General features: G+C 44.4%; 11 protein-coding genes. 9 read left to right on the plus strand and 2 right to left on the minus strand.

The features are described from left to right. Positions 1-179 precede the first annotated feature (179 nt). The 7 genes from J3P37_RS15135 (at position 180) to J3P37_RS15165 (ending at position 20342) form a co-directional block, all read left to right on the plus strand. Positions 180-2114 carry a T9SS type A sorting domain-containing protein gene (locus J3P37_RS15135; protein ID WP_256012188.1) on the plus strand — a complete coding sequence of 645 codons (1935 nt, stop codon included), beginning with the start codon at positions 180-182 and terminating at the stop codon, positions 2112-2114. Positions 2115-2277: 163 nt separating this feature from the next. Beyond that, positions 2278-3354, plus strand: a complete 1077-nt coding sequence (locus J3P37_RS15140; protein ID WP_256012189.1) for a spore photoproduct lyase family protein — start codon at positions 2278-2280, stop codon at positions 3352-3354. Between the two features lie 380 nt (positions 3355-3734). Further along, complete coding sequence (locus tag J3P37_RS15145) at positions 3735-4982, plus strand: helix-turn-helix domain-containing protein (protein ID WP_256012190.1); 1248 nt, start codon at positions 3735-3737, stop codon at positions 4980-4982. Positions 4983-5197: 215 nt separating this feature from the next. Continuing rightward, complete coding sequence (locus tag J3P37_RS15150; RefSeq protein ID WP_256012191.1) at positions 5198-5536, plus strand: alpha/beta fold hydrolase; 339 nt, start codon at positions 5198-5200, stop codon at positions 5534-5536. A 5-nt stretch (positions 5537-5541) separates the two neighbouring features. Beyond that, positions 5542-7023 carry a PAS domain-containing protein gene (locus J3P37_RS15155; protein ID WP_256012192.1) on the plus strand — a complete coding sequence of 494 codons (1482 nt, stop codon included), beginning with the start codon at positions 5542-5544 and terminating at the stop codon, positions 7021-7023. 531 nt (positions 7024-7554) lie between these two features. Further along, positions 7555-19371 carry a YDG domain-containing protein gene (locus J3P37_RS15160; RefSeq protein WP_256012193.1) on the plus strand — a complete coding sequence of 3939 codons (11817 nt, stop codon included), beginning with the start codon at positions 7555-7557 and terminating at the stop codon, positions 19369-19371. A gap of 32 nt (positions 19372-19403) precedes the next feature. Next, positions 19404-20342 (plus strand): PorP/SprF family type IX secretion system membrane protein, encoded by a 939-nt coding sequence (locus J3P37_RS15165; protein ID WP_256012194.1) that lies wholly within the window; start codon positions 19404-19406, stop codon positions 20340-20342. A gap of 194 nt (positions 20343-20536) precedes the next feature. Here J3P37_RS15165 and J3P37_RS15170 read toward each other — a convergent pair whose 3' ends face one another. Together J3P37_RS15170 and J3P37_RS15175 are read right to left on the minus strand one after the other, a co-directional pair. After that, the gene (locus J3P37_RS15170) at positions 20537-21430 is read right to left on the minus strand and encodes a glycerophosphodiester phosphodiesterase family protein (protein WP_256012195.1); all 894 of its coding nucleotides are present in this window, start codon (positions 21428-21430) and stop codon (positions 20537-20539) included. A 57-nt stretch (positions 21431-21487) separates the two neighbouring features. Continuing rightward, positions 21488-21649 (minus strand): hypothetical protein, encoded by a 162-nt coding sequence (locus J3P37_RS15175; RefSeq protein WP_256012196.1) that lies wholly within the window; start codon positions 21647-21649, stop codon positions 21488-21490. A 607-nt stretch (positions 21650-22256) separates the two neighbouring features. On the opposite strand from J3P37_RS15175, the gene J3P37_RS15180 reads away from it, so the two are divergent. After that, entirely contained in the window at positions 22257-22490 is a 234-nt protein-coding gene (locus J3P37_RS15180; RefSeq protein WP_256012197.1) for a hypothetical protein, read from the plus strand. Between the two features lie 134 nt (positions 22491-22624). Then, positions 22625-24856: a S41 family peptidase gene (locus J3P37_RS15185; RefSeq protein ID WP_256012198.1), complete on the plus strand. Its 2232-nt coding sequence runs from the start codon at positions 22625-22627 to the stop codon at positions 24854-24856. Positions 24857-24983: the final 127 nt, after the last annotated feature.

A 24983-nucleotide genomic window follows, 5' to 3' on the forward strand; every position in this document is an offset into this window, starting at 1 on the left:
TTTAAAGACTTTATTAAAACTTACAAGTTTAACTAGCCATTATTAGTACCTACAATAACAAGTTGGCAAATTGTTGAATTGTTTTGCTAGTACAAACTTATCCGCTGACTTTCATTTAATTAACCTACATTTCTATTGCAATTAACATGGTAAGTATTAACTTAGGCAAAAAAAAATTTATGATTAAAAGTTTACCATTTACATTATGTCTTTTGGGGTATGTAAGTGCCTATTCTCAATGGACTTCCGATTCAGGTGTGAACACCCCGGTTGCAACGGGAACAATGGAGCAAAGTTCAATTAAGTCTTTATCTGACGGAACAGGCGGGACCTATATTGTTTGGGAGGAAGGATTCACCGACCAAAATACACAGACAACAATTGACCAGGTCAAAGTTCAGCGCCTTGATGCCCAGGGAATGCCTTTGTGGGGCAGCGGCGGAATCACCGTTAGCAGCACAAGCCAGCAGTTAGAAAGCCCTCAGGTGATTTCTGATGCTGATGGTGGGCTAATTGTTAGTTGGGATCAATTTGACAGAGATCCAAACTCCGGCGAACGAATCGAATCTTCACATGATGTTTATGCGCAAAGAATTAACAGCAACGGTGATAAATTATGGGGTGCAAATGGAGCGGCTGTAGTTATGAGCAGAGGGAGTCAATACATTTCGGCAATTGCCGCTTTTGGCGATGGAGGTGTTCTTGTCGGATATTACGAGGAGGGCTTGAAACTACAAGCTGTACGCAATGATGGTTCGCTGGCAGGAGGAACATTGACCGTTAGCAGCAATCCGGAGGCATGGTTTAAAAAGCTTTTTACTGGAAATAACGAGCTGACTGTTTTTTATTCTGTCGAAAATGAAAGTACTGATACCAACGATTATTATTTCCAAAAATATGACTCGAGCGTACAACCTGTTTTTTCAGGCGAGGGCATAAAAGTACTATCAACAACATGGGTTCCTGAAGTCGAGGTTGAAGACCAATGGATTATAAGTGATGGTCAGGGAGGCATTTTTCTGCTTGTAATGGAAGAGGATGCAGGAAACAGATTACTTTTGCAACATATCAACAGCCAGGGCGCTTTAAGCTTTAGCGGTTATGGCCTCGAGATTGATCAGATCACTCAGGGTGCCGCCAGGCTTATTTCTGATAATGCCGGTGGAGTTATTGTTGGATGGTCTGATTCACGGAACGCTGCTGATACCGGGTTTTATGCACAGCGATTTGCCGTTGATGGAACAAAGTTATGGAGCAGTGATGTGGAACTATTTGCCACTGGTATTGTCGACCATCCCTCACATGCAGTAGAGAGAGCTGCTGACGGCAGTTTTATATTTGTAGTTCCAGGAAAACTGGACGTTGAAAGTTATTCGCTGTTAGCTCAAAAAGTCTCGGTAAATGGTGTAGTTCTATGGACTCCGCAGGGAATCGTTGTTAGTGACGCACCTGGCTTAAAATATGATCCGAATATTACTTTGAGCAATGATAACATGGTTGTAGCCTGGACAGACATGCGCAATGGTGGTGCTGATGAGGATATTTATGCTCAGTTGGTTACGCCGTCGGGTGTTTTACCTATCGAACTCAAGTATTTCACTGCGATCTATAAAGACGGTAATTCTTATTTGAGATGGGAGACAGCTTCCGAAACGAACAATTCGCATTTCGAAGTGCAACGAAGCGCAGATGGCAACCTATTTGAAACGCTCACCATGATTAAAGGTAAAGGAACAACATCCGACAAAAGTCTGTATTCCTATACCGACATTCAGCCCAATACATCGTCAGATCAGTTGTATTATCGCTTGAAACAGGTAGATAATAACGGTGAATATTCTTATACTGATCCGGTACCCGTAAAGATTAATAAGTTCAAAAACCTTGATATTGCTACTTACCCTAATCCTACTACGGATATTGTGAATGTGAAGGTTCCATCCATGGCAAAATCGACCTATCGCTTAACCGATCTTAACGGAAGGCAGGCTACCAACGGCAGTACTAGTACTGATTCGTTTACAATCGACCTTTCAGGATTTGCGTCCGGTGTCTACATCTTGCAGGTGAAAAATGGCAGTCAACTGTTTACTGACCGGATAGTTAAGAACTAGGCCTGTAATTAACAACATTCTTTTATCGTCTATATTTACCCATAATAGCCCCGTATTTACTGCGGGGCTATTTTATTGATTGTTTGTTGAACACGTCTCTTGTTTTCACGCGTGTGTAGAACCAGCCAGCTTAAAAATGGTACGATAGTCGCTAGACATGCTTATGCTGCATGAAAAAACAATTGATAATCTGCTAACTATCCATGAGATCTACCATGAACCGGATATCCGTGAATATGCCCGTGGGCGTGAGATCCTGGCAAAATACCCGGGTGCCCGGCTTATAGAGGTACAAACTCATAATCAAATACCCGAATTGTTTGGCTTTGCCGGTGCGGTAGAGGACTGGCTATGGAACAAAAAAAATGTGCTCATACTCGGAACGAAGCATAGTCTGAGCGCCCGGCCAAATACCCGTAGTTCGCATTGGGTAGCCCCATCACAATCTAATGGATGTACCATGTCTTGCTCATACTGCTATGTGCCAAGAAGAAAAGGCTATGCGAATCCCATTACCATTTTCGTAAATATCGAAAAGATCATGGGCTATATTGAGCGCCATGCCGGGAGGCAGGGGAAGAAGTTCGTACCGGACCAGATTGACCCTGAATATTGGGTATATGAGATAGGGGAGAACGGCGACTGCAGCGCTGATGCTGCTATCTGCGACAATGTGAAAGATATGGTGCATCTATTTACAAAACTGCCCAATGCTAAACTTACTTTCGCCACAAAATTCGTAAACCGGGAGCTCCTGGATTATGACCCGCAACGGAAAACCCGAATACGTTTCAGTCTCATGCCACACCAGATGTCCAAACTGGTAGACGTCCGCACTACGCCAATAAGTGACCGGATCGCTGTAATGAATGAATTTCATGAAGCAGGATATGAGGTTAACGTATCTTTTGCGCCGGTGATCTATTATGATGGCTGGCTAGGCGATTGGCAAACGCTGCTCGAGGAGTTGAATGATACCCTTGATGAGCCAACCAAACGCCAGCTCGCCACAGAAATTATCTTCCTTACTCATAACCAGCAGTTGCATGAGGTTAATTTGAACTGGCATCCAAAAGCCGAGGAAGTGCTTTGGCGTCCGGATATCCAGCAAGTTAAATACAGTCAGACCGGACAGCGAAATGTTCGTTATAAGAACAACCTGAAACGTGAACTGGTTGATGAACTAGTTAATTTATGCACGGAGATTATCCCTTATTGTAAGATCCGATATGCTTTTTGAATAATGAATAAGCAATTTTCTTAAGTCAAGATGACCGCCCACTCGGGGTTATTTACGTGCCAGGCAAAAAAACCGAATCTTTTGCCAAAATCTTGATTTAACACCTTGTGCTGGAAGTTTCTGAAACCACCGGGCTCCCACAGGGCAGAGGGACATATTGTTAAGAAGATACGTATAGCATCTACCTATTCCGAAGCCGCACAGTAAGCTTCAGGCGAGACTAACCAGTCTCGCCTTTTTTATGGAATTATCCCACGTCAAAAAAAGAAGCCAACTGATTAATAACTTTACTTCTCGTGGCGCGTATAAATAGCGGGGAACAGTGTTACCTTTAGCCTTCACAAAGGGGGCTTTTAAAGCATTTTTCTTTCGGTCATTCAATGGAACTATATTCAAGCTTCATTATCGGAGGGGTGTTTTTTACTCTTACAAGCGCCTTTTTATTAGTCAGAAGGAGGCAAAACCGCTTCAGAGCGCGGATTCTTGCCTGCGTACAACTTGCTTTGGGCTGGTATGCGCTGCTTTACCTGCTGGTGTTGTCAGGTGATATTCTAAGTGTTCCCTGGCTTTTCCGCCTAGGGGCGCCCATCTATTACATTGTTCCTCCTTTTACCTATTTCTATTGCAGGTCTGTTTTAAAAGGAGAGGATATGCTCAGCGCCCGCGACTACCTTCATTTGCTTCCGGTATTGTTGGGATATATCGATCTGTTGCCTTACTTTCTACTTCCTATGGAAGTGAAAATACAGCTACTGGAGAGTATAGTTAGCAAACCTGCTCTCTCTTTTCAGGTAGCAAGTGGTTTTTTACCCCCGTTAACACACTTTTTATGCAGGCCGCTGCAAGGTTTGCTATATCTCCCCGTATTGTGGCAGCTGGCCTTGGCTGCCAGGAAGAAAGGCGAGCAGATTCCGCCGAAAAAGGTGCGGTGGGTGCTCTGGTTCATATCCCTGAGTACGCTGCTTTACGGGACTTTTGCGGTAATAACCTTTCGTGGTTACGTCGCCCTCACAACCGAAAGCCAGGTGCTTTACGCCAATGGAACCATGGTTTTGTTTATTGTCTTTCTTTTTTTCATATTCGCCGCATCCTTGTTTTTCTGGCCTACAGTGCTGTATGGTTTTGGTTCGCAGAGCAAAGCCGAACTTGCAGGCAGTAAGCCCCTGGATGCAACACATCTGGCTGAGGCTGAATTGTTTGTTCCGCCTGCTGACGAAGAGCCTGTGATGAACAGCGAGAAGGAAGAAGAATACGTGATAAGTGAGAAGCTGCTGCAGGAATATGCTCTGTCGCTAAAAGAAGTCATTCTTCAGCAGGAGCTTTATCGTAATCAGAAACTTTCAGTAAATCAGTTGAGCGTAATGCTGGGAATACCGGCAAAAACACTTTCCCACGTAATTAACCACCACTACCAGATGCGCTTTAACGATTATATTAATAGTTTCCGGGTAAGTTATGTTATCGGAAGATTTAATGCCGGCGATTGGAGGGATTTAAGCATGGAAGGCCTGGGGAGGGAGGCAGGTTTCTCCTCACGAACTACCTTTTTCAACGCATTTAAAAAGCATACCGGCACCAGTCCTTCCGATTATCTGAAGAACCAGCAGTACCCTCCCATAGCAAGCTGATAAACAGCCGTGACGAAAAACCGGAAGCGAAAGATATTGCGTTCAGTTTTCCGAAAATGGAACGTTTTGATTATTAGCGTAGCCGGGACAGTAGTTTTTTTTTATAATATTTGCCTCGTTCCTCAATGAAGGACACACGTTCATCGATGATCTGCTTTAGCGCTCTCAAACAGTAAAGTATCATAGTACTTGCTGCATTATTTTTCAAATTCACAATGAGCAGAACGATAAATATAAGGAATAATGTACAAGTGGAGGGGAAATCAGGGCTTGGTTCAACCTTTGTTTTTGGGCACGGTTTCGGCAATGACCAGACTGCCTGGGATGCGGTAAAAATGCCTTTCGGGCAGAGAAATGACATGGTGCTATATGATAATATCGGAGTTGGGACGACACATCCTGTTTTTTATGCCGTTCCGGAAGAGGTAGCATATTATCTGAACAGCAGGATAAAGGGTAGCAGCTTCCGGATAGTAGACGCAGAAGGACATTTTCCGCATATCAGCGCTCCCGATTCCACTATTAAAGAAGTCACGGTCTTCATGAACTCCTGAGCCAAATGAAGACCGACTGGTATAAAAATGGGGTAGAGCTGCTTCTGCTCAATGAGAAGATCCGCACTACTGTGCCCTTTCAGATGGAGAGTGTGGCCTTTCTTTATCCTGCTAAAGTTTTTTCTTTGGCTGATGAAGTATGGTGGGTGGAAAAGATCGATAATCTGAAGGTAAGCGTTCTCAATACCAGGGGGCAAAAGCAAATGGAGAACGCTGTTTTTTTCAGGCCTTTTTTTAACCAGGATACGGTATCGGTATTGACGGAAGAACAACTGAACATACTGCGGACAAAGTTGAGCATCCGGCAGGAGACTGCTATACTATTGCCAGTGGAGGGAAATGGACTTCATGCTTTTCTGTTGCTGGCTTACGCTACTCAACCCGATTTAGGCACCGGATTTTCTGACTTCCTTAGCGTACTCCGTATCCGTATCTCTGCACTTTTTGAGAACTGGCAGAAGGAAAGGCAGCTTGAAAAAATACGGGTGAGATTTAAAGGGATTCTGGAGAGCATCTCACAGAATATCGTTTTTATTGCGGAGAACGAGCATTATTGCTGGTTGAACGGACATGCACGTCGGTTACTCGGAATAAATGAGAAAAATCCCTCTTTGCTTGCGGTAAGACAAGCAATGGCCGCCCTAAGGAGCAGAGCCAGCAACGCGCTGGAAATTGAGGATGAAATGCTCTCGGTGTTCCAGGGTGGGGGCAGGGAGAACTGGCACTGGTATTTTCCTGATCCTGCGATGGTATTAAAAGTGCATTGTCGCCGAGTCCGCTCCGGGGACTTCCGCGGAATACTCTGGGTGTTTGACGACGTGAGCCGCATTGCCGCCTATGAGGAGCAATTGGAACAGCAGAATAAGGCCCTGGAAGAGAATTACCGGGCTCTCGAACGGGTCACCGAGCGTTACGTGCTGGCCGGAAAAGCTACCAACGACGCAATATGGGACTGGGACCTGATATCGGATACCATTTCCTGGAGCAATTCTTTCTTGGAGGATTTTGGATATGAAAAAGAAACACGCGGAACCTTTTGGGAATCAAAGATCCACCCCCAGGATCAGGAACGGACGATCGCGTCTATTTACAAAATAATTCGGAGCAGCCATCTGACGAACTGGGAGGAAGAGTACCGCTTTTTTAACCTAAAAAAAGGGACCTATGCCTATATTAAGGACCGGGGTTTCGTCATTCGCGATGCTGAGGGAAGGGCCGTACGTATGGTAGGTAGTATGCAGGATATTACGGCGCTGAAGATGATAGAGAAGGAGGTAGTGAGGCACAATGAGCGACTGATGGATATAGCCAACATGAACTCGCACCTTGTCCGCAAACCTGTAGCTAATATGCTTGGCTTGATCCAGCTTCTTAAAGCCTCCGATCCGAAGGAGTTGGGCCTTTTGATTTCGATGCTGGAAGATTGTGGCGAAGAGCTGGACCAGATAGTGAAAGAGATTAACTGTAAGTCGAAGTTTTCTGGATAGATTTGGATGTTTCGTTGCCATCAATCGGATTATGTGCCGGCCTGATGCCTGGGCCCTGATCTTTAATCATTTCTACCGGGCTAAAATTAATTTACGCCAGGGAAAAATTGTTCCGAATTCGGAAATCGGAACAACCGGGCACCAGGAAATCCCCCTTTTAATAGCCTGTCCTGTACTTTTGTATGCATAATTCCTAAAGTCTGGGAAAGTGAATATATAAGAATGTTGTAACATCTATTATTCTTTTTCGTAGGACGATGGTAATTCAGGAGCGGCCTTGCTTCTAATAATGATGAGTTTAGAGGGTGGAGATCCTCTTTTATTAAATATAGTTTAACCCAAATAGTGGAATTTTTATTCTACCCTGGGATGGTATTTTTTGATGAGTAATAAATCTGTATGGTAAACTTTTACTTAAAAGCAATTTTTTCGAAGGCACTTCCCGTGCCGGATTGGGTTCCCGGAGCGTATAGTTCTTTTCGGGATTTAGTTTCTTATCACAACATAGTATTCAATCGTAAATAGTTCTTTATGTCATATTTATACAATTATTTAATCAGAAAGAAATGGTGTAATTCTTCCTCTGTTTCAAATAAGGCAACAACCGGTACTAGCAAAGCCCGGAAACAGAGCTTTGCTCTAATTCTAGCACTGCTAGTTCTTAATGTTTTTGCATTGAGCTATAGTAGTAAAGCTCAAACGACCGTTATTAACTTCAATAATAAAAACTTTGGTGAAAATGTGACTTACGGGTCGAAGATATATCAGGAAGGTAATATCAAAATCACCTATTCGGCGGCGAATTGGTTCGAAGATAATAATAGTGGGGCTGGGGGGTCAGCAGCCTTGTTTGCAGGAGCTTACACGTATGCTACTGAAACTGTTACTATAGAAACGGTCGATGGCAGCGAGCTTGATTTCCAGTCATTTTGGGCGCATAATTACGGAACGGTTTATACCTCTTTGGAAGGATTTAGAAACGGCACCTCTACGGGCACTCAAACCACCGGACTTCCAGCGCAAAACACAAACGGTATAGTATCCCTAACTAATTCTGTTTTTGATAATGTAGATAAACTGGTGTTTACCTCCTCTTCGGGTTTCTTTGATCTTTTTGATGATCTTACTTTTGGGCCGCCTGTTACTTCCCCAGCAGCACCAACCCTAAGCGCTGCCACTTCTATTAGCGCAACCGGCTTTACCGTAAATTGGGGAGCCGTTACTGGTGCAAGTTCTTATAGGCTAGATGTATCAACTTCCAGTACATTTGCCACCGCTTCATTAGTTGCCGGTTTCGAAAATAAAGAAATCACAGGCGGATCTACCACCTCTCAGGCAGTAACAGGTTTATCAGCGGGTACTACTTATTATTATAGAGTAAGAGCCGTTAATTCCGGAGGTACGAGTGATAATTCTACGGCGGGTAATCAGGTAACTGTAACTGCAGCCCCTGCGGTTACTCTCAATCAAGGTGATCTCTTTTTTACAGAAATAGACCTCATAAATAAAGAATTTCGGTTTGTTACGCTTGCCGAAATTCCTGCAGGGTCTGAAATTTATTTCACTGATAGAGGTTGGACAGGATCGAAGTTTGTGATTCCCACCTCTTCGACCGCTACAGCAGGTGAAGGAACATTTAAGTGGGTACCTGTAGCTAAGGTGCCTGCTGGAACCGTATTTAAAGTCAAAATCACTGGCAGTGGTAATACCTCAGTTAAAGGAAGTGTTACATTAACAAATCAAACCACTAATCAAAATAAATCTAGTGAGGTTGTGGTAGTTGGTGGCTATAGTGCCACCTTAGCAGATTGGAGCGCCAGTCTCCCATTCGTTATAAGTGGGGAACAATTGTTTTTCTATCAAGGGAGCAGTGTCTCTCCGGTATTCATTACCGGTTTTAATAATACTTTATCGGCTCCTGCTCCTTCATATTGGGATACGTCTATTTCAGATAATACTCTTTATCAGTCTGTTCTTCCGAGCTCGCTAGCAGTTGGGAATAGTGTCTCTATGATCCATGATGCAAATAAAGGAGACTTTTATACATATACTGGGCCAACTACAAAGGTTGACCGAGCAGCATGGCTAGCAAGACTATCAAATAGAGCGAATTACGGCGGCAGCAATACATCTGGTTCACCGACTACGGCCATAGGTACGTCCATCCTGATAGGTACAGAAACTGCCCCCGCTGCCCCAACTATAACCTTTTTTTCGCCTGCTTCTGGCCCTGTCGGAACAACGGTCTCCATTACCGGTACTAATTTTAACACTACCGCCGCCAATAACATTGTTTATTTTGGGGCCACAAAAGCAACAGTAACATTTGCAACGGCTACCTCTCTAACTGTTACGGTGCCGGGCGGAGCTTCCTATCAGCCCATTACAGTGCTTAACACTGCTTCTTCCTTGGTGGCACAATCTACAAAGCCTTTCAATCCAACTTTCGTAATGGCCAGCGGAAACAGTTTTCCGGCAACCTCTTACGGTTTTGTTAATGGAAGCGAGGTTGCTATTATAGATTTAAATGGAGATGGAAAACCAGACATTGCTTCCGCAAATGCAACCGGAGCTAATGGCGTAGGCGGTTATTTGAATGCATTTACAAATAACACCAGTTCTGCAATAAGTTTTTCGGCAGCAAATACGTTTTCGAGCGGGGATAACCCAACTTCAGCAGCCTATGCCGACTTTAATGGCGATGGGAAAATGGATTTCGTTCTTGCTAATAATAGTGGCGGTTCGGTAAGTGTATTCGAGAACAATACCAGCGGTGCAACGATTTCTTTCAAAGCTCAATTAAATTTAAATCTTGGTACCATTCCGGAAGTAGCGAGAGTGGCAGATCTTGATGGAGATGGGAAGATAGATATTGTGGTGACAACGCCCTGGGATAATTCTGTTTCCATTTTCAAAAACACATCATCAGGCGGCGTAACCAGTTTTGCTGCCAAAGAAACCTATTCAACCGGGAGTTGTACAAACGTTGCGGTGGCTGATTTTGATAATGACGGTAAAATTGATATGGCTGTACTAAGAAATGACCCTTCCAGGCGCATTTTATTAATAAAAAATAATTCTACACCTGGTTCCTTTTCTTTTTCCAGCAGTTCACAAGCAATAGATATACTATATCCCCGTAATATTGCTGTTGCCGATTTCAATACCGATGGTAAAACAGATATTGCCATTGGTTTCGAAGAAGACGGTTCAGGTTTGTCAAAGCAAATACAAATCTTCAAGAATACAAGTTCAATAGGTTTAAATTTTGAGCCTCAGGCAGCAATCTCGCTCCCTACCGGTGCCGGCATGCTGGCTCAGGGAGATCTGGATGGTGATGGAAAGCCTGATCTTGCAATTGCATCGAATTATAACTATTCTGCACTTGCATTAAGAAATAATACCAGCGGCAGCACCATTTCATTTGCCATAAAAGAGATTAAAGCTGCTACTACAACAGGAGACAGCCAATTTGGAGATGTGGCAAGTGTTGCTATAGGCGACGTTGATGCAGATGGTAAGGCAGATGTGGTAATGACAAGTGGTTATGATGATAAGCTTTATGTTCTTAAAAATAACCTGGATTTTTATGATCCTGCTATTCCTTCCGGTCTTTCAGTAACGGCAGGCAATGCCAGGAATGATTTAAGCTGGACTGCAAATACGGAAAGCGATTTGAAGGAGTACCGGCTGTATAGCGGAACCTCCACTAACCCGACTACTTTATTAGCAACCATTACAAAGCCAACTGTAACTTATAGCCACACGGGGTTAACGAATAACACTACTTATTACTATAAAATTACAGCTGTTGATAACGCAGGCAATGAAAGTGCTAAATCGGCAGAGGTAACACGAAAGCCAATTGCACCAGCAGTAACACCTCCCGGCAAGCCCGACAGGCCTAGCCCATCTTTGGTTACATCAAATAGTTTTAAACTTAACTGGACTCCTGTAAAGAATGCCGCTTCCTATCAACTGGATGTTTCGACTTCTAAAGATTTTTCAACTTTTATTTCAGGATATAGCTCTAAATCAATTACCGGTTTAACTGAGGAACTCACTGGTCTTACTCCAGGTACTTTCTATTATTTCCGCCTTCGGGCCGTTAATGATGGCGGTGCTGGTGACAATTCTCTATTGAATACTCAAAGGACGCATTTGGCGGGTACTACTGTTTATACTTTTAACGAGGGAACAAATGCTGGCTCTGGAGAAAACTGGACTTGGACAGAGCCAGGGAAAACTCATCCATTAACCTTGAAAATCACTGGATCCAAAGAAGGTGAAGTATATGGCGGAGGGTTTGATTTAGGTTCTTCAGTTGAATATGCTATCAGTAACTCAGGGGTTAATGGAGCAAGTTTGGTTGCTACTATTTCAATACCTGGGTATACTTTTGACCTGAAGTCACTAAAAATAGCAGATGGTACTAGTAATTGGGAGCCATTACCTCTTGCTACGTATTCTTTTACAACTTCTAAGGGAGGGGAATTAAGCGGTGAGCTGCCTTACGCCGTTGCTCCTAATGACTATGTTACTTTAATAGGTTCTGGTTCTGCATATGAGTCTCTTTCCTTTATAAAAATTACCTTCAATGATGGCGACATGCCTTTCCTTTATCTGGAGGATTTAGAGATTAATAATATAAGAGTAGCTATTACTGCTCCAATTGCAACCACTACAGCAGTCGCCACCAAAACCTCCACTACTGCTACCTTACCAGGTGCCGTAAGTGACGGGGGCGCTGAAACGACTATAACGTTTGAATACGGTACAAACGCAGATCTTTCGGGTGCTGCTTCTGTAAATGCAAGTCCTGATAAAATTGCGGCAGGTGCGGGCAGTACTAATGTTTCTGCTGCTATTACAGGTCTAATTGGCGGTACTACCTATTATTATCGCGTAAAAGCAGTGAATACCGCGGGTACTACAACCGGAGATATTAAGAGCTTTGTTACGGATCTCGCTATCCCCTCTGCTCCAACTTTAAGCGCAGCAACTTCCGTAACTGACAATAGTTTAACCATAAATTGGGCTGCTGTTTCTGGTGCTGATTCTTATAAACTGGATGTTTCTGTTTACAGCGACTTTAAATCCCATGTTTCTGGATATTATGATAAAACTATTATCAGTACTTCGGAGGTTCTAAGCGGTTTAAATCCGGGTACGACTTATTATTATAAAGTAAGAGCCGTTAATACGAGTGGTACCAGCACCAATTCCACCACTGGGTCTCAAATTACTATACCTGCCGCGCCAAATTTATATGCTACAAACGAAGTAAATCCAGGCGGCTTTACCCTACACTGGGGCAGCAACGGTGCAACTTCTTTCAGGCTGGATATCGCGACTTCCAACGATTTCGCCCCAGGCGCTTTGCTTTCAGGTTATACAAATAAAGAAGTAACGCTGGGTACTTCCCTTACCGTAACGGGTTTAGCGGAGGGTACTACCTATTATTATCGGATTAGAGCAGTAAATGCGGGTGGCACGAGCCCGAATTCAGCGGTCGGCTCACAAATAACGCCTCTTGCTGCTAGCGCTATTAGTTTTAAAGACAGCTATGAGCAAGACCCTGTTACATTCTATAGCTGGGAGATGGCTGACGGGCGACACATATATGTTGGCGGCCCAGGCTTCGACGGGGGATATTATGAACTGAAGTTTAATCAGGTTGAAAATCGATGGGAGATAGGTATTGCAGGCGATGAGGAAATTCTCTATTACAATACAAATCCTACCAGTCTGATACCACCAAGCTTTACTTACAGCAGCATTACAAGCGGTGGCTGGGAATCAGCAGGGGAAAATGATGAAAAATTAGAGGTACTGTCAGGTAATGTTACTAATGGTGAAGTTGCTCTTGCAGCCTCCCCAACGCTTAAATTTTCAAATTCCGATGGTTTTACCGACCATATAGCAAATGATGGAGATGGCGGTTCTATGGTTATTAAAGACTTGAACCTTCAGGTAAGGCCAGTTAATAGCTCCGGCGTGACTCTTACTGAAAAGCAATTGAAGCTCCATGATAATACGCAGCTGAACTGGGAGAGCTATCCTCCAATTATCGTCTACGGCGGTTCTGATATGGCCAGCTTTTATGGCTGGAGCATCAAGTCGAACAATGGCGACAATTTTTCTCTGGAGTCTGTAGATTTCCACGATTGGGGAAGCCGGGAAGGCGACGTGTTTAAAATTGAAGCATTTGAGGGAGGAGAGCCGAAGGGTTCTTTAGACTTTAACGGAAATAAAACCAGCCACTATGTTGGCCTGTCGCAGGCATCTTCGGAGCTCTCGCTTACACTGCCGGCTGTGTTTAAGAACGTCGATGAAGTTCGCATTTATAAGAAGGACGGTGTAGATTCATATATCGCCTTGAATAACATAAAGGTTGGGACTCCTTTAAGTTCCACAGCTGTTTCCTCCATTGCTCGCAAGTCATCTATCAACCCAACAAATGCCACAACGGTAGAGTATACCGTTACATTTGCTGCAGATGTTACGGGAGTGGATGCTGGCGACTTTGAACTAACAAAAACTGGAACTGCCGATGGTAGCGTAGGGACACCGGACGGTTCCGGAAAAGTATGGACGGTTCCCGTTACTTCAGTAAAAGGAGCAGGAACACTTCGTCTTGATTTCGTAGGAACAAGCGGGGTTACGCCAAACGTTTCTGAGAGCTTTACTAAAGGCGAGGAATATACAGTAGACCATGTTGCCCCAGCCCTGGTTATCAAGAGCGATAAGTCGAAACTGAAAACTGATGAAACTGCAGTAATCACCTTTACATTTGACGAAGACCCGGGAATGACATTCACGGACACTGACGTAAGTGTTTCGGGAGGTATATTAGGTGCAATGTCCGGATCAGGAGTAACGCGTACAGCTACCTTCACACCAGATGCTAATATCGATAACGGAACAGCAAGCATTACCGTAGCTGAGGCAGCCTATACAGATGCTGTGGGAAACCCTGGTACCGCAGGACTTTTGCCTTCTCTTACTTTTGATACAAAAGCTCCCGCTGCACCGGTAGTCGTTGCCCTTGCTGATGGTACCTACACGAATGATAATGATCCGACCTTTACAGGGACAGCTGAACCGGGTTCAATAGTAAAGATTTATGTAAACGACGTTTTACGGACTCCGACAAAAACTGCTGACGGTAGTGGAAACTGGACCATTACACCACTGGGGGCCTATCTTGACGGAGCAAATACCGTGAAGGCAACAGCTTCTGATGAGGCAGGCAATACCAGCCCGGAAAGCAATACCAATACATTCTATATTGATGCAGTAGCACCAAAGGTAACAAGCATCAAACGTCAAACACCTTCTTCTGAAAAAACCAATGCAGATGAATTAACCTTCAGGGTAACGTTTTCCGAGAAGTTGAGCGGCGTTAAGACTGAACATTTTAGTGTAAGCGGAACTACGGCATCAGTAGGTGCGCTTCAGGAAATTACAGAGGGGACAGTTTTTGACCTTCCGGTATCGGGGGGAAACCTGGCTTCTCTTGATGGAGAGGTAAGCCTTTCTATCTCTTCAGTAAGCGGCATAAAGGATATTGCCGGAAATGTGTTGAGCAGCTTCACTCCGACAGATGCAAATGAAAAATATACAATAGATAATACGGCACCTGTGATTACGGGTGTAGCGGAAGGAGAAGTTTACACTTCAGACAGAGCGATCAGTTTTAATGAAGGAAAGGGCCAACTGGGAACGGAGACTTTTACCAGTGGAAGTACATTGAGTACTGAAGGTCCCCATAGTCTGGTTGTAACTGACGCTGCTGGAAACAGCACGACGGTTAAGTTTATTATTGATAAAACCGCGCCTTTAACACCTGCTAATTTTGTATTGACAACAAAAGATAAAGCGATCAAACTAAACTGGGATGCTAATTCAGAAGGCGACCTGGCAGGCTATAAAGTCTATTGGGGAACAGCTTCTAATTCACTTAATGAACTTGCTGACAAAACAGCCCTGGAACTGAGCCATGAGCACCTTAGTCTAAATAATGGAACAACCTATTATTATACCATAAAAGCCTACGATAAGGCTGGAAATGAGAGTGTGGCAAGCGCAGTGAAAAGTGGTACGCCAAAATCAGGACAGGTGATAACTTTCAATCCTTTAACCGCTGTTACTTATGGTGATGGAAGTTTCGACCTTTCAGCTACATCTACTTCCGGGCTGGAGGTGGAATATATCTCCGACAATAAAGACGTCGCAACGGTTTCAGGGAAAACGGTGAACATAATAGGGGCCGGTTCAGCTAAGATCATAGCTAAACAGACAGGTAGTGAAGCGTATAGTGCCGCTGATGAGGTGGAACAAACGCTTGAGGTCAAGAAGAAAGAAATCGCGGGAAGCTTTAAAGCAAAAAACAAAGTATACGACGGAACGAAAGATGCGACAATCACCGACAGGTCAGTGACGCCTTTAGCAGCAGATGCAGGTAAACTGGAACTGGCAGGAGGAACAGCGACCTTTGCTGACGCCAATGCGGAAACTGCTAAAACAGTAACAGCTACAGGCATGAGCCTGAGCGGAGAAGCGGCGGGTAACTATACCTTAACCGGTGTAAATACAACTACTGCTGATATCACTGCTCTTGAAATTGCAGGAAGCTTTAAGGCAAAAAACAAAGTATACGACGGAACAAATGGAGCTACTATCACCGACAGATCGGTAACACCTTTAGCAGCAGATGCAGGTAAACTGGAACTGACAGGCGGTACTGCAAGTTTCGATAATGCCAATGTTAGTACTGCTAAGACAGTAACAGCAACAGGTATGAGCCTGAGCGGCGAGGCAGCGGGTAACTATACTTTAACCGGTGTAAACACTACTACTGCTGACATCACTGCTCTTGAAATTGCAGGAAGCTTTAAGGCAAAAAACAAAGTATACGACGGAACAAATGGAGCTACTATCACCGACAGATCGGTAACACCTTTAGCAGCAGATGCAGGTAAACTGGAACTGACAGGCGGTACTGCAAGTTTCGATAATGCCAATGTTAGTACTGCTAAGACAGTAACAGCAACAGGTATGAGCCTGAGCGGAGAGGCAGCCGGGAACTATAGCTTAACCGGTGTCAATACAACTACTGCCGACATCACTGCCCTTGAGATTGCCGGAAGCTTTAAGGCAAAGAACAAAGTATACGACGGAACGAAGGAAGCTACCATCACCGACAGATCGGTGACGCCTCTGCCAGCAGATGCAGGTAAACTGGAACTGACAGGTGGAACAGCGACCTTTGATGACGCCAGTGTGAGTACTGCTAAGGCAGTAACTGCAACAGGTATGAGCCTGAGCGGCGTAGCGGCAGGGAACTATACCTTAACCGGTGTGAATACAACGACTGCCGACATCACTGTTCTTGAAATTGCAGGAAGCTTTACAGCAGACAACAAAGTATATGATGGTACTGCTGATGCAACTATTCTGACCAGGAAAGTCACGCCCTTAGATGCGGATAAAGACAAGTTAAGCTTGACAGGCGGAACTGCAGTTTTCGATAATGCCAGTGCAGGAACAGGTAAAAAAGTAACTGCCCAAGGCATGAGCTTAAGCGGCGAAGCAGCAGCAAACTATTCCTTGAAAGAAGTAACTAATACGACTGCCGACATCACTGCAAAAGAAATCACCGGAAGCTTCACGGCAGAGAATAAAGTGTACGATGGTACTGACGCAGCTACCATCCTGACAAGAACAGTTACGCCGCTAAGTACAGACGAGGGTAAACTGGAGCTGACGGCTGGAACGGCAACCTTCAATAATGCCCATGCAGGAACCGGCAAAACGGTAACGGCAACAGGCATGAGCCTGAGCGGAGATGCAGCTGCGAACTACACTTTGAAGAGTGTAAATGCTACGACTGCTGATATCACGGCATTGGAGATCACCGGAAGCTTTACGGCAGCCAACAAGGTATACGATGGTACGGCGGCGGCTACTATCTTAACCAGAACACTAATCCCGGTAGCAGGAGACGAAAACAAACTGAGTCTGACGGGCGGAACAGCAAGTTTCGATAATGCAAATGCTGGTACTGCTAGAACCGTAACCGCCACAGGCATGAGCTTAAGCGGCGATGCGGCAACAAACTACACTTTAAAGAGCGTCAATACGACTACCGCCAGCATCACGGCTAAAGAAGTAGTGGGAAGCTTTACAGCAGATAACAAAGTGTACGATGCTACAGCAGCAGCAACCATCCTAACCAGAACAGTAACACCTGTAGCAGGCGACGAAAACAAACTAAGTCTCAATGGTGGAACAGCAAGCTTTGACAATGTTCATGCGGGTACAGGAAAAACGGTAACAGCAACAGGGATGACATTAAACGGTGCAGCAGCAGGTAACTATACCTTAAAGAGTGTAAGCACCACTACTGCCAACATTACTGTGAAAGAGATTGCGGGAAGCTTTACGGCGGATAATAAAGTTTACGATGGGACAGACGCAGCTACGATCTTAACAAGAACCGTGACAGCAGTAGCAGGCGACGAAAATAAACTAAGCCTGACCGGTGGAACCGCCACATTTGCGAATGCTAATGCAGGCACTGGAAAAACGGTAACTGCAACAGGCATGACGTTGAGCGGAAGCGCTGCAGCTAACTATGTCTTAACCGGTGTAGGTACAACTACAGCAAATATTACGGCTAAAGTCATCACTGCAAGTGCAAGTCCTGTAACTAAGGTTTATGACGGTACTACTAACGCTGTTATCAACTTCAATACCTTTACTACCGCAGATGGTAAAGTAGGTAGCGACGATGTTGCAGTGGATTACGCTGCAGCAGCTTACGATAGTAAGAATGTGGGAACAGCTAAGGGTATCCACATCACTGGCCTGGCCTTGAAAGGATCAGCGAAGGATAACTATAGCCTGAATACGTTCAGCACCACCGGCGCGATCACCAAGGCTCCATTGACGATCACCGCCGAAAACAAAGAGAAGTTCCAGGGCTTGCCGTTGCCATCCTTTACAGCAGCCTTCAGCGGCTTTGTAAATAATGAAACAGCGGCAGTGTTAAACACCCAGCCGGGCTTCTCTACGACAGCTGACGCTATGTCGGCAGCGGGACCATATCCGATTGTGGTAAGCGGGGCAACAGCAGGCAACTACGAGATCACCCATGTGGATGGGGTGCTGACCGTAAAACCAGGCTTCCCAACCAGCATTACGCTGGTAGCAGCTACGGTGTATGAAAATGCAGCATCCGGAACGCTGGCTGGAACACTAAGCTCTACTTCTGATGATCCGACGACTACCTTCAAATATGAACTTGTAGCAGGGACAGGAGATACAGATAACGGTCTGTTTGAGATTGCAAGCGAAAGTAACGAGATCAGAACGAAAGCAGGACTGAACTATGAGAACAAACCAAGCTATCAGGTAAGGGTACGTTCGATAGCTCAAAACAGCCAGCTTCATTTAGACAAAGAGTTCACGATTGCTATCAGCAATGTTAACGAAGCACCGACTATCGATGCCCTGGCTAACTCGGCGATCTGCTACACTGAAGCACAGCAAACCGTGGAGTTAAGCAACATTACCCCCGGACCGGATGCTAATCAAACTACTATAGTATCAGTAAGCTCCAGCAATAACAGTCTGTTTGAAAGCTTAACGGTAACGCAGGCAGACCACAACAGAGCAGCACAACTGCGCTACAGACTGGCACCAAATGCCAGCGGTACAGCAGTGTTAACTGTGCTGATCCAGGACAACGGAGGAACGGCCAACGGAGGAGTAGACTTGAAAACTCAAAGCTTCACGCTGACGATAAATCAGCTTCCGGTGATTGCCATCAGTTCCGACAAAGGCACTACACTATCCAAAGGAGAGATAGCGGTACTGAAAGCAGATGTATCGGTAGCAAACAACGGCTTAATTTACAGCTGGGCCGATGCCAATGGCATTATCAGCGTAGCCAGGAACGAGGCTACTCTGAATGTTCGTCCATCTGAAACAACTACTTATACTTTAACCGTTACCAATGCAAACGGCTGCGTAAGTACCCAAAGCATCACGATCGAAGTACTGGCTGACTTTAAAGTAGTAGACGGCACCAACATCATCACACCAAACGGTGATGACGTGAACGACAACTTCGTGATCAGAAACATCGATATGTATCCGAACAACGTGGTGAAGATCTTTGACAGAGCAGGCAGATTGCTGTATAGCAAGAACAATTACAGCAACGAGTTCAACGGAACCTTCCAGGGCTCACCACTGGCGGAAGATACCTACTATTACGTAGTAGACTTTGGTCCGGGTAAAGAGAGGATTAAAGGATTTATTACCATAGTTAGAGATTAGGATCTGGGCATTAATAAGCAAATACAACAAGAATGAAAACTTTAAACACCATACAAAAGCTAATCAGCAAAGCAGGGAGCCTCTCTCTGCTTCTGTTAGCCGGCTTAACTGCCGATGAAGCCCAGGCACAGCTAAACCCGCTGGGCGCCACTTACTACCAGAACCCCTATATTCTTAATCCTGCAATGGCAGGAGTGGAAGAAGGCGTACAGCTGGATCTGGCAGCGCGCCAGCAGTGGAGCGTATTACCAGGGGCACCCAAAACGCAGTCGATCACGGCCGTATATGGTTCGGGAAAGAAAGCAGGGGTAGGGTTGAACCTTTACAACGATGAGGCCGGTCTGATCAAAAATACCAGGTTAGCAGCCAGCTACGCTTATCATCTTCCATTAAACAGCGAAGGCCAGCGTCTTAGCTTCGGGGTATCCCTGGGAATGATGTACGAACGGATCATGAATGATCAGATGGACGGAGATCAGAATGATATGTCGGTAAGCCGCTTTCAGCAAAGGGAAACCTTTATCGATGGCGACTTTGGAGCAGCCTATGTAGGCAGCAGGTTAACGGCTCAGTTTGCCCTTCCTAACCTCAAGTCTTTCTTCAAGCAGGAAGAAGCACAGGGCAGCGAGCTGGTAGACCGCTCCGGGTACTTTGCTTCCCTGAGCTACAAGCTCAACTTCCCGAATGCGGTAGATGGTTTGGGGCTGGAACCAACAGTTCGGTACCGGGATATCCGGGGACTGGACAATATCATAGATGTCGGAACGAATATTACCCTTGCCCGGGAGCAGGTGAACGTGCTGATGATGTACCATACCACTCAGAACCTTTCAGTAGGGATGGGCGTAAAGGCAAGTCCGGCCATCAGGATCAACGGTATGTACACATCAGGTACAGCAGACCTTGCTGGTTACACCAACGGTAACTTTGAGCTAAATCTTAAGCTGAACTTGTCGAAACTGAAAAAATAAAAACAGAACCCGATTTTCCCGTTTTACTTAAGAAAGGCAGGCGCCTAATTCAGCGCCTGCCTTTAGTTATAGGCTATCGTGCAGCTCGTCTATGCGCTCTACAGCCTTATCAAGAGGTTTAGAACGGGAGATGCTGCCGGTAAGAAAGTCGTTTAGGAGATTTTGCTCAACTAACTGTTACACAGAAATACTTCCTACCGTCGCTCTTTACTTGTAAGATAATCGATTAGGTATTGAGGCCTGTCCGTCTGAATGATTCTTGAGCCAAGGGTTTCAATCAGGTAGCCGTAACCTTTATCAGGATTCTCAAGAGACATATCATCATCGTGTCCACCAGCCATGGTATCCCAAAGCGTGTTATACCAGATAAGGCTTTTTCCTCTTAGAGATGCCGCTAATTGCCGGGGAAGCGGATTAGAGTCTGAAACAAAAAGAAGCTCAAATGCCACTGGATTCAGTTCTTTTAAATGATCGTTCACCATTTCCATGGCACCATTTTTATCCAGATTCACAATCGGCATATAAATGATCTTTCCGAGGTATTTACCGAACTCCTGCTTAACTTTTGCCGCTGGTGCTGAACCTTTCATAATCACCTGATGACTGGTACCTGTTTTTTCCAGCAATTCGTACACCTGGTCAAAAAAACCATAGGCTTTGTCGAGATTGATCATGATCTTTCCTTTGGAGAGGATAAGCGCTTCTTCCAGAGTAGGAACCCTGTGCTTCGTTTTAATGTTAGCGCCATTTTTTAACTGCAGCGTCCTGATCGAGTCAAGGGGCCAGTCGCTGATCTTTCCCTTGCCAGTGGTAGTACGGTCCAGCGTATAATCATGCATGAGGATGAGCTTGCCGTCTTTGGTTTTTTGTACATCCAGTTCCACTATATCAACGCCCATTTTTATAGCATTTTCAATCGCTGCAAGCGAGTTCTCAGGAGCATACCGCCAATCGCCACGATGAGCGGTAACCAGTACCTTGCTGGTGTTTTTATCAAACAGTGTTTTACGTATTTCGGCCGCCCTGTCTTGCGCCAGACCCCGAAGTGCCGCGAAAAAGAAAAACCAGATTAAGAGCTTATTTTTCATAATTAAAAAAATAATAACAGATGAAGAAGCTCCATCTGTTATTTGTGATGATCAATTTTAAAGTTGCCAGAACAGGAAAATGATCCGAAGGAGCATCGCATTTTCATGCCGGTACAATAGTTTCCAATACCGGTTGTAAATGATTTCATAGGCATGATGATTACCTGACTGAAATACAGACAGAAGTTCCTTGTCGCTTAAATGTGATAGTGATTTCATCCCCGAATAACCTTTGTATTAACTCAAGTTGGGCTAATCGTTGTATTCGTCTGTAAAGGTTGGGTTTTTGCTGAAAATAAAAGTTATAAGGGGTATTATTAAATTGTTAAAGTTGTCAGCCTCTCACTCCTCAGCCATACCAGGGAAGATCTGCCAAACCTTGGGAATAACTAATAGTTAACTTTAATAAATTACATAAATCACCCGTTTTGCATTATTGTTTTGCCGAACCAGGTACGCGTTTGGATGCGTTTGGTACGGGTGATTCCCAGTTGCTTCCAAAATCCTTTCTTAATCTTAGGTTAAAGCTATTTTTACGCAGCTGTTAAACGTGACCTTAATATACAGTTAATGTTGATCGATAGTTTTGACACGATTAAAGAAATTGCCCATAGCTCAGGTATTAACATATGGAAATTGTCGATCATGACACAGGTGGATGCTGACGATTGCCAATAAAATTCGCTGAACGTGTTAACGGAAAATAAACATGTTTTCTTGGGTTTTGTATAGTAGGAAGTACAGCTTCGCCCTTAAATTTCTCGTCCTGAGAGTAGTAAATTCACATTGGCAAGGTTTCTGCAAGGTTAAAAGAAATACATATCTTATGAAAAAGTTGAATATGGCGTTAATGTTAGCCTTTATAAATGTGATGGCATTTGCACAAGAAAAGGCTGTAGACGCAAACGTAGATTTAAATGTCAATGATGGTTCTGGTGGAGGTTCCTTTCCATGGATGTATTTAATCGGAGCAGTACTTTTGATCGTCCTTCTTTTTGCCTTACTAGGAGGTAGAGGCAGAGACAGGATTGTTGAAAAAAGGACCGTCGTGAAGGATTAGAAGTGTTAATCGGAATATAAGAAGACTGAACCCTACGTTCGGTCTTTTTTTTTGAATTTACTTTAGCAGGCCTTCAACAACTCGATAGGAAGAAAAAGGTTTATATATTTACTCTCAATATAACCTTATTAAGCATGAAACTTCCCTCAGTGCTATCTGCATTTCTGGCCTTTGCTATATCAGCTTGTCACGCTCAAGGTGAAAGAGCTATCAGTCATTTTAACCTGGACCTGGAACAATTGAACAAGAGTAATTTTCCTGACAAATGGTTTACCTGGGGAGAGGGATATACCGTTAGTTCTGATTCTGTACACAAGGTTAGCGGAAAGTACTCCGTTGTAATTGAGCCACAGGGGGCGCATGTAGAGGGGAGTTTTGGCTGTCCGGCTTTGGCTATTCCCGTAGATTTTGAAGGCAAAGAAGTGGTGCTCACCGGCTACCTGAAACTCGAAAATGTTCAGGAAGGAAAAGCTGGATTAATGTTGCGGATAGACGGCAAAGGAAAGCCATTGCAGTTTGACAATATGCAGTCGCGAAATATCCATGGAACCATAGGATGGATGCAATACCAGATCAAGCTCCCGCTTAGTCCGGAAGCTGAAATGATATATATCGCAGCCCTTCATACTGGTTCCGGTAAAGTATGGGCGGATAATTTCAAACTTACAGTTGATGGGAAAGATCTATCGGAAGTGCCAATGAAACCCCGAAAGCAATACAAGGCAGAGCTAGATCATGTTTATGACAAAGGTTCGGGCGTCACTATCCAAAAGAATTTAAAAACGATTGCAGACCTGGTTGTTTTGGGAAAGGTTTGGGGATTCCTGAAATACTATCACCCCGAAGTAGGTACCGGAAACCTTAATTGGGATTATGAACTTTTCAGGATGATACCTGCCGTGGTTAACAGTAAAAACAAAGCGGAACGCAATCAATACCTTCTCAATTATATAAAGACCCTGGGACCATTAAAAGCAGCTGCTAGCATAAAACAAGATTCAAGTCTAAAGCTTAAAGCTGATCTTTCCTGGACAGAAGATCAAAGCGAATTAGGACAAGAGCTGAGCGACATTCTGAAACAGGTGAAGCTTGCTGCACGCGGGGAAGACCACTATTATATAAACTTCACCAAATATGTTGGCAACCCCATCTTTAAAAACGAAAACAGCTACCGGGAAATGACGACCCCTGATGCGGGTTTTCGCCTGCTTTCTTTATTCAGGTATTGGAATATGATTCAGTATTATTTCCCTTATAAGCATCTCATCGGTGAAGACTGGCACATGGTGCTTTCAGAGTTCGTACCCAAATTTATAGGTGCAATGGATCAGAAAAGCTACACGGTTACCTGCCTGGAGCTCATCGCCCGCATCCACGATACTCATGCCAACATCTGGGGTAATAAATTTTTAGGAGAATTACGCGGAAAGTACAGGGTGCCGGTTCAGCTTAAATTTGTTGAGGATAAACTTGCCATTGTCGCTTTCTATAAAGACACCCTTGGTCTTAAACGGAAATTACGGATAGGAGACGTGATCACAAAAATTAATGGCAAACGCGTAAATGAAATAGTAAAGACAAATCTGCCATTTACCCCAGCGTCCAATTATTCCACTCAGCTTCGCGATCTCACTAACACGCTGCTTAGAGCAGACATTGCCGACTTTAAACTGGAAGTCCTTCGGGATGGGCGAAAACTGGAAGTTACTGTGCAAGGTTTGAATTCTAAGGCCTTCAGTACCAGAATTGACAATGTTCCTCATCCGGAAAAACCTTCTTTTTATATGCTTGCGGACAACATTGGTTACATATTTCCCGGACAGTACAAAAATGAGCAATTGCCCGAAATTAAGAAGCTGTTTGGCAGGGCAAAAGGTATTATTGTAGATATGCGTTGCTATCCGTCTGACTTTATGCCCTTTACTTTCGGGAAGTTTATTAAGCCTGAGCCACGTCCCTTTGTAATGTTTACCAGCACCGGTTTTGAACATCCAGGCAACTTTCAGGTTTCTAAACCACTCGACAATGGGGGAGAACGCGCCGGCTTCAATGGAAAAGTGGTAGTTCTAGTTGACGAACGAACTCAGAGTCAGGCGGAATACACTACCATGGCCTTTCAAAGCTCTCCGAATGTCACTGTGATCGGTAGTACCACAGCAGGGGCAGATGGAAATGTATCCGCTATTAAACTACCTGGTGGATTGGAAACAATGATCTCTGGCATAGGTGTTTATTATCCTGACGGAACAGAAACGCAGAGAGTTGGGGTGAAAATTGATATGCGGGTGAAGCCAACATTAGCCGGAATTAAGGCCGGTCGGGATGAATTGCTGGAGAAGGCGAAGGAGCTAATTTTGAAAGAGTGAAAAGGTAAACTTACGTCTGGCGAACATGATTCGGGACGAATCGATATTGGAGAGATTTCGGTAAAATATAAACATTTGCTATGTGTAAATTTATAACGGTCATTATACTTTTGCTTACCGCTCTGAC

It is taken from the genome of Desertivirga xinjiangensis, from assembly GCF_024436435.1.
GTDB classification, from domain to species: Bacteria; Bacteroidota; Bacteroidia; order Sphingobacteriales; family Sphingobacteriaceae; genus Desertivirga; species Desertivirga xinjiangensis.

Excerpts from the sequence above, each read along its gene's own strand:
- J3P37_RS15160 (WP_256012193.1), top strand. The coding sequence starts at position 7,555 with ATGTCATATTTATACAATTATTTAATCAGAAAGAAATGGTGTAATTCT.
- J3P37_RS15145 (WP_256012190.1), top strand. The coding sequence starts at position 3,735 with ATGGAACTATATTCAAGCTTCATTATCGGAGGGGTGTTTTTTACTCTT.
- J3P37_RS15185 (WP_256012198.1), top strand. The coding sequence starts at position 22,625 with ATGAAACTTCCCTCAGTGCTATCTGCATTTCTGGCCTTTGCTATATCA.
- J3P37_RS15150 (WP_256012191.1), top strand. The coding sequence starts at position 5,198 with ATGAGCAGAACGATAAATATAAGGAATAATGTACAAGTGGAGGGGAAA.
- J3P37_RS15140 (WP_256012189.1), top strand. The coding sequence starts at position 2,278 with ATGCTGCATGAAAAAACAATTGATAATCTGCTAACTATCCATGAGATC.
- J3P37_RS15170 (WP_256012195.1), bottom strand. The coding sequence starts at position 21,430 with ATGAAAAATAAGCTCTTAATCTGGTTTTTCTTTTTCGCGGCACTTCGG.
- J3P37_RS15165 (WP_256012194.1), top strand. The coding sequence starts at position 19,404 with ATGAAAACTTTAAACACCATACAAAAGCTAATCAGCAAAGCAGGGAGC.
- J3P37_RS15135 (WP_256012188.1), top strand. The coding sequence starts at position 180 with ATGATTAAAAGTTTACCATTTACATTATGTCTTTTGGGGTATGTAAGT.
- J3P37_RS15180 (WP_256012197.1), top strand. The coding sequence starts at position 22,257 with ATGAAAAAGTTGAATATGGCGTTAATGTTAGCCTTTATAAATGTGATG.
- J3P37_RS15155 (WP_256012192.1), top strand. The coding sequence starts at position 5,542 with ATGAAGACCGACTGGTATAAAAATGGGGTAGAGCTGCTTCTGCTCAAT.
- J3P37_RS15175 (WP_256012196.1), bottom strand. The coding sequence starts at position 21,649 with ATGAAATCACTATCACATTTAAGCGACAAGGAACTTCTGTCTGTATTT.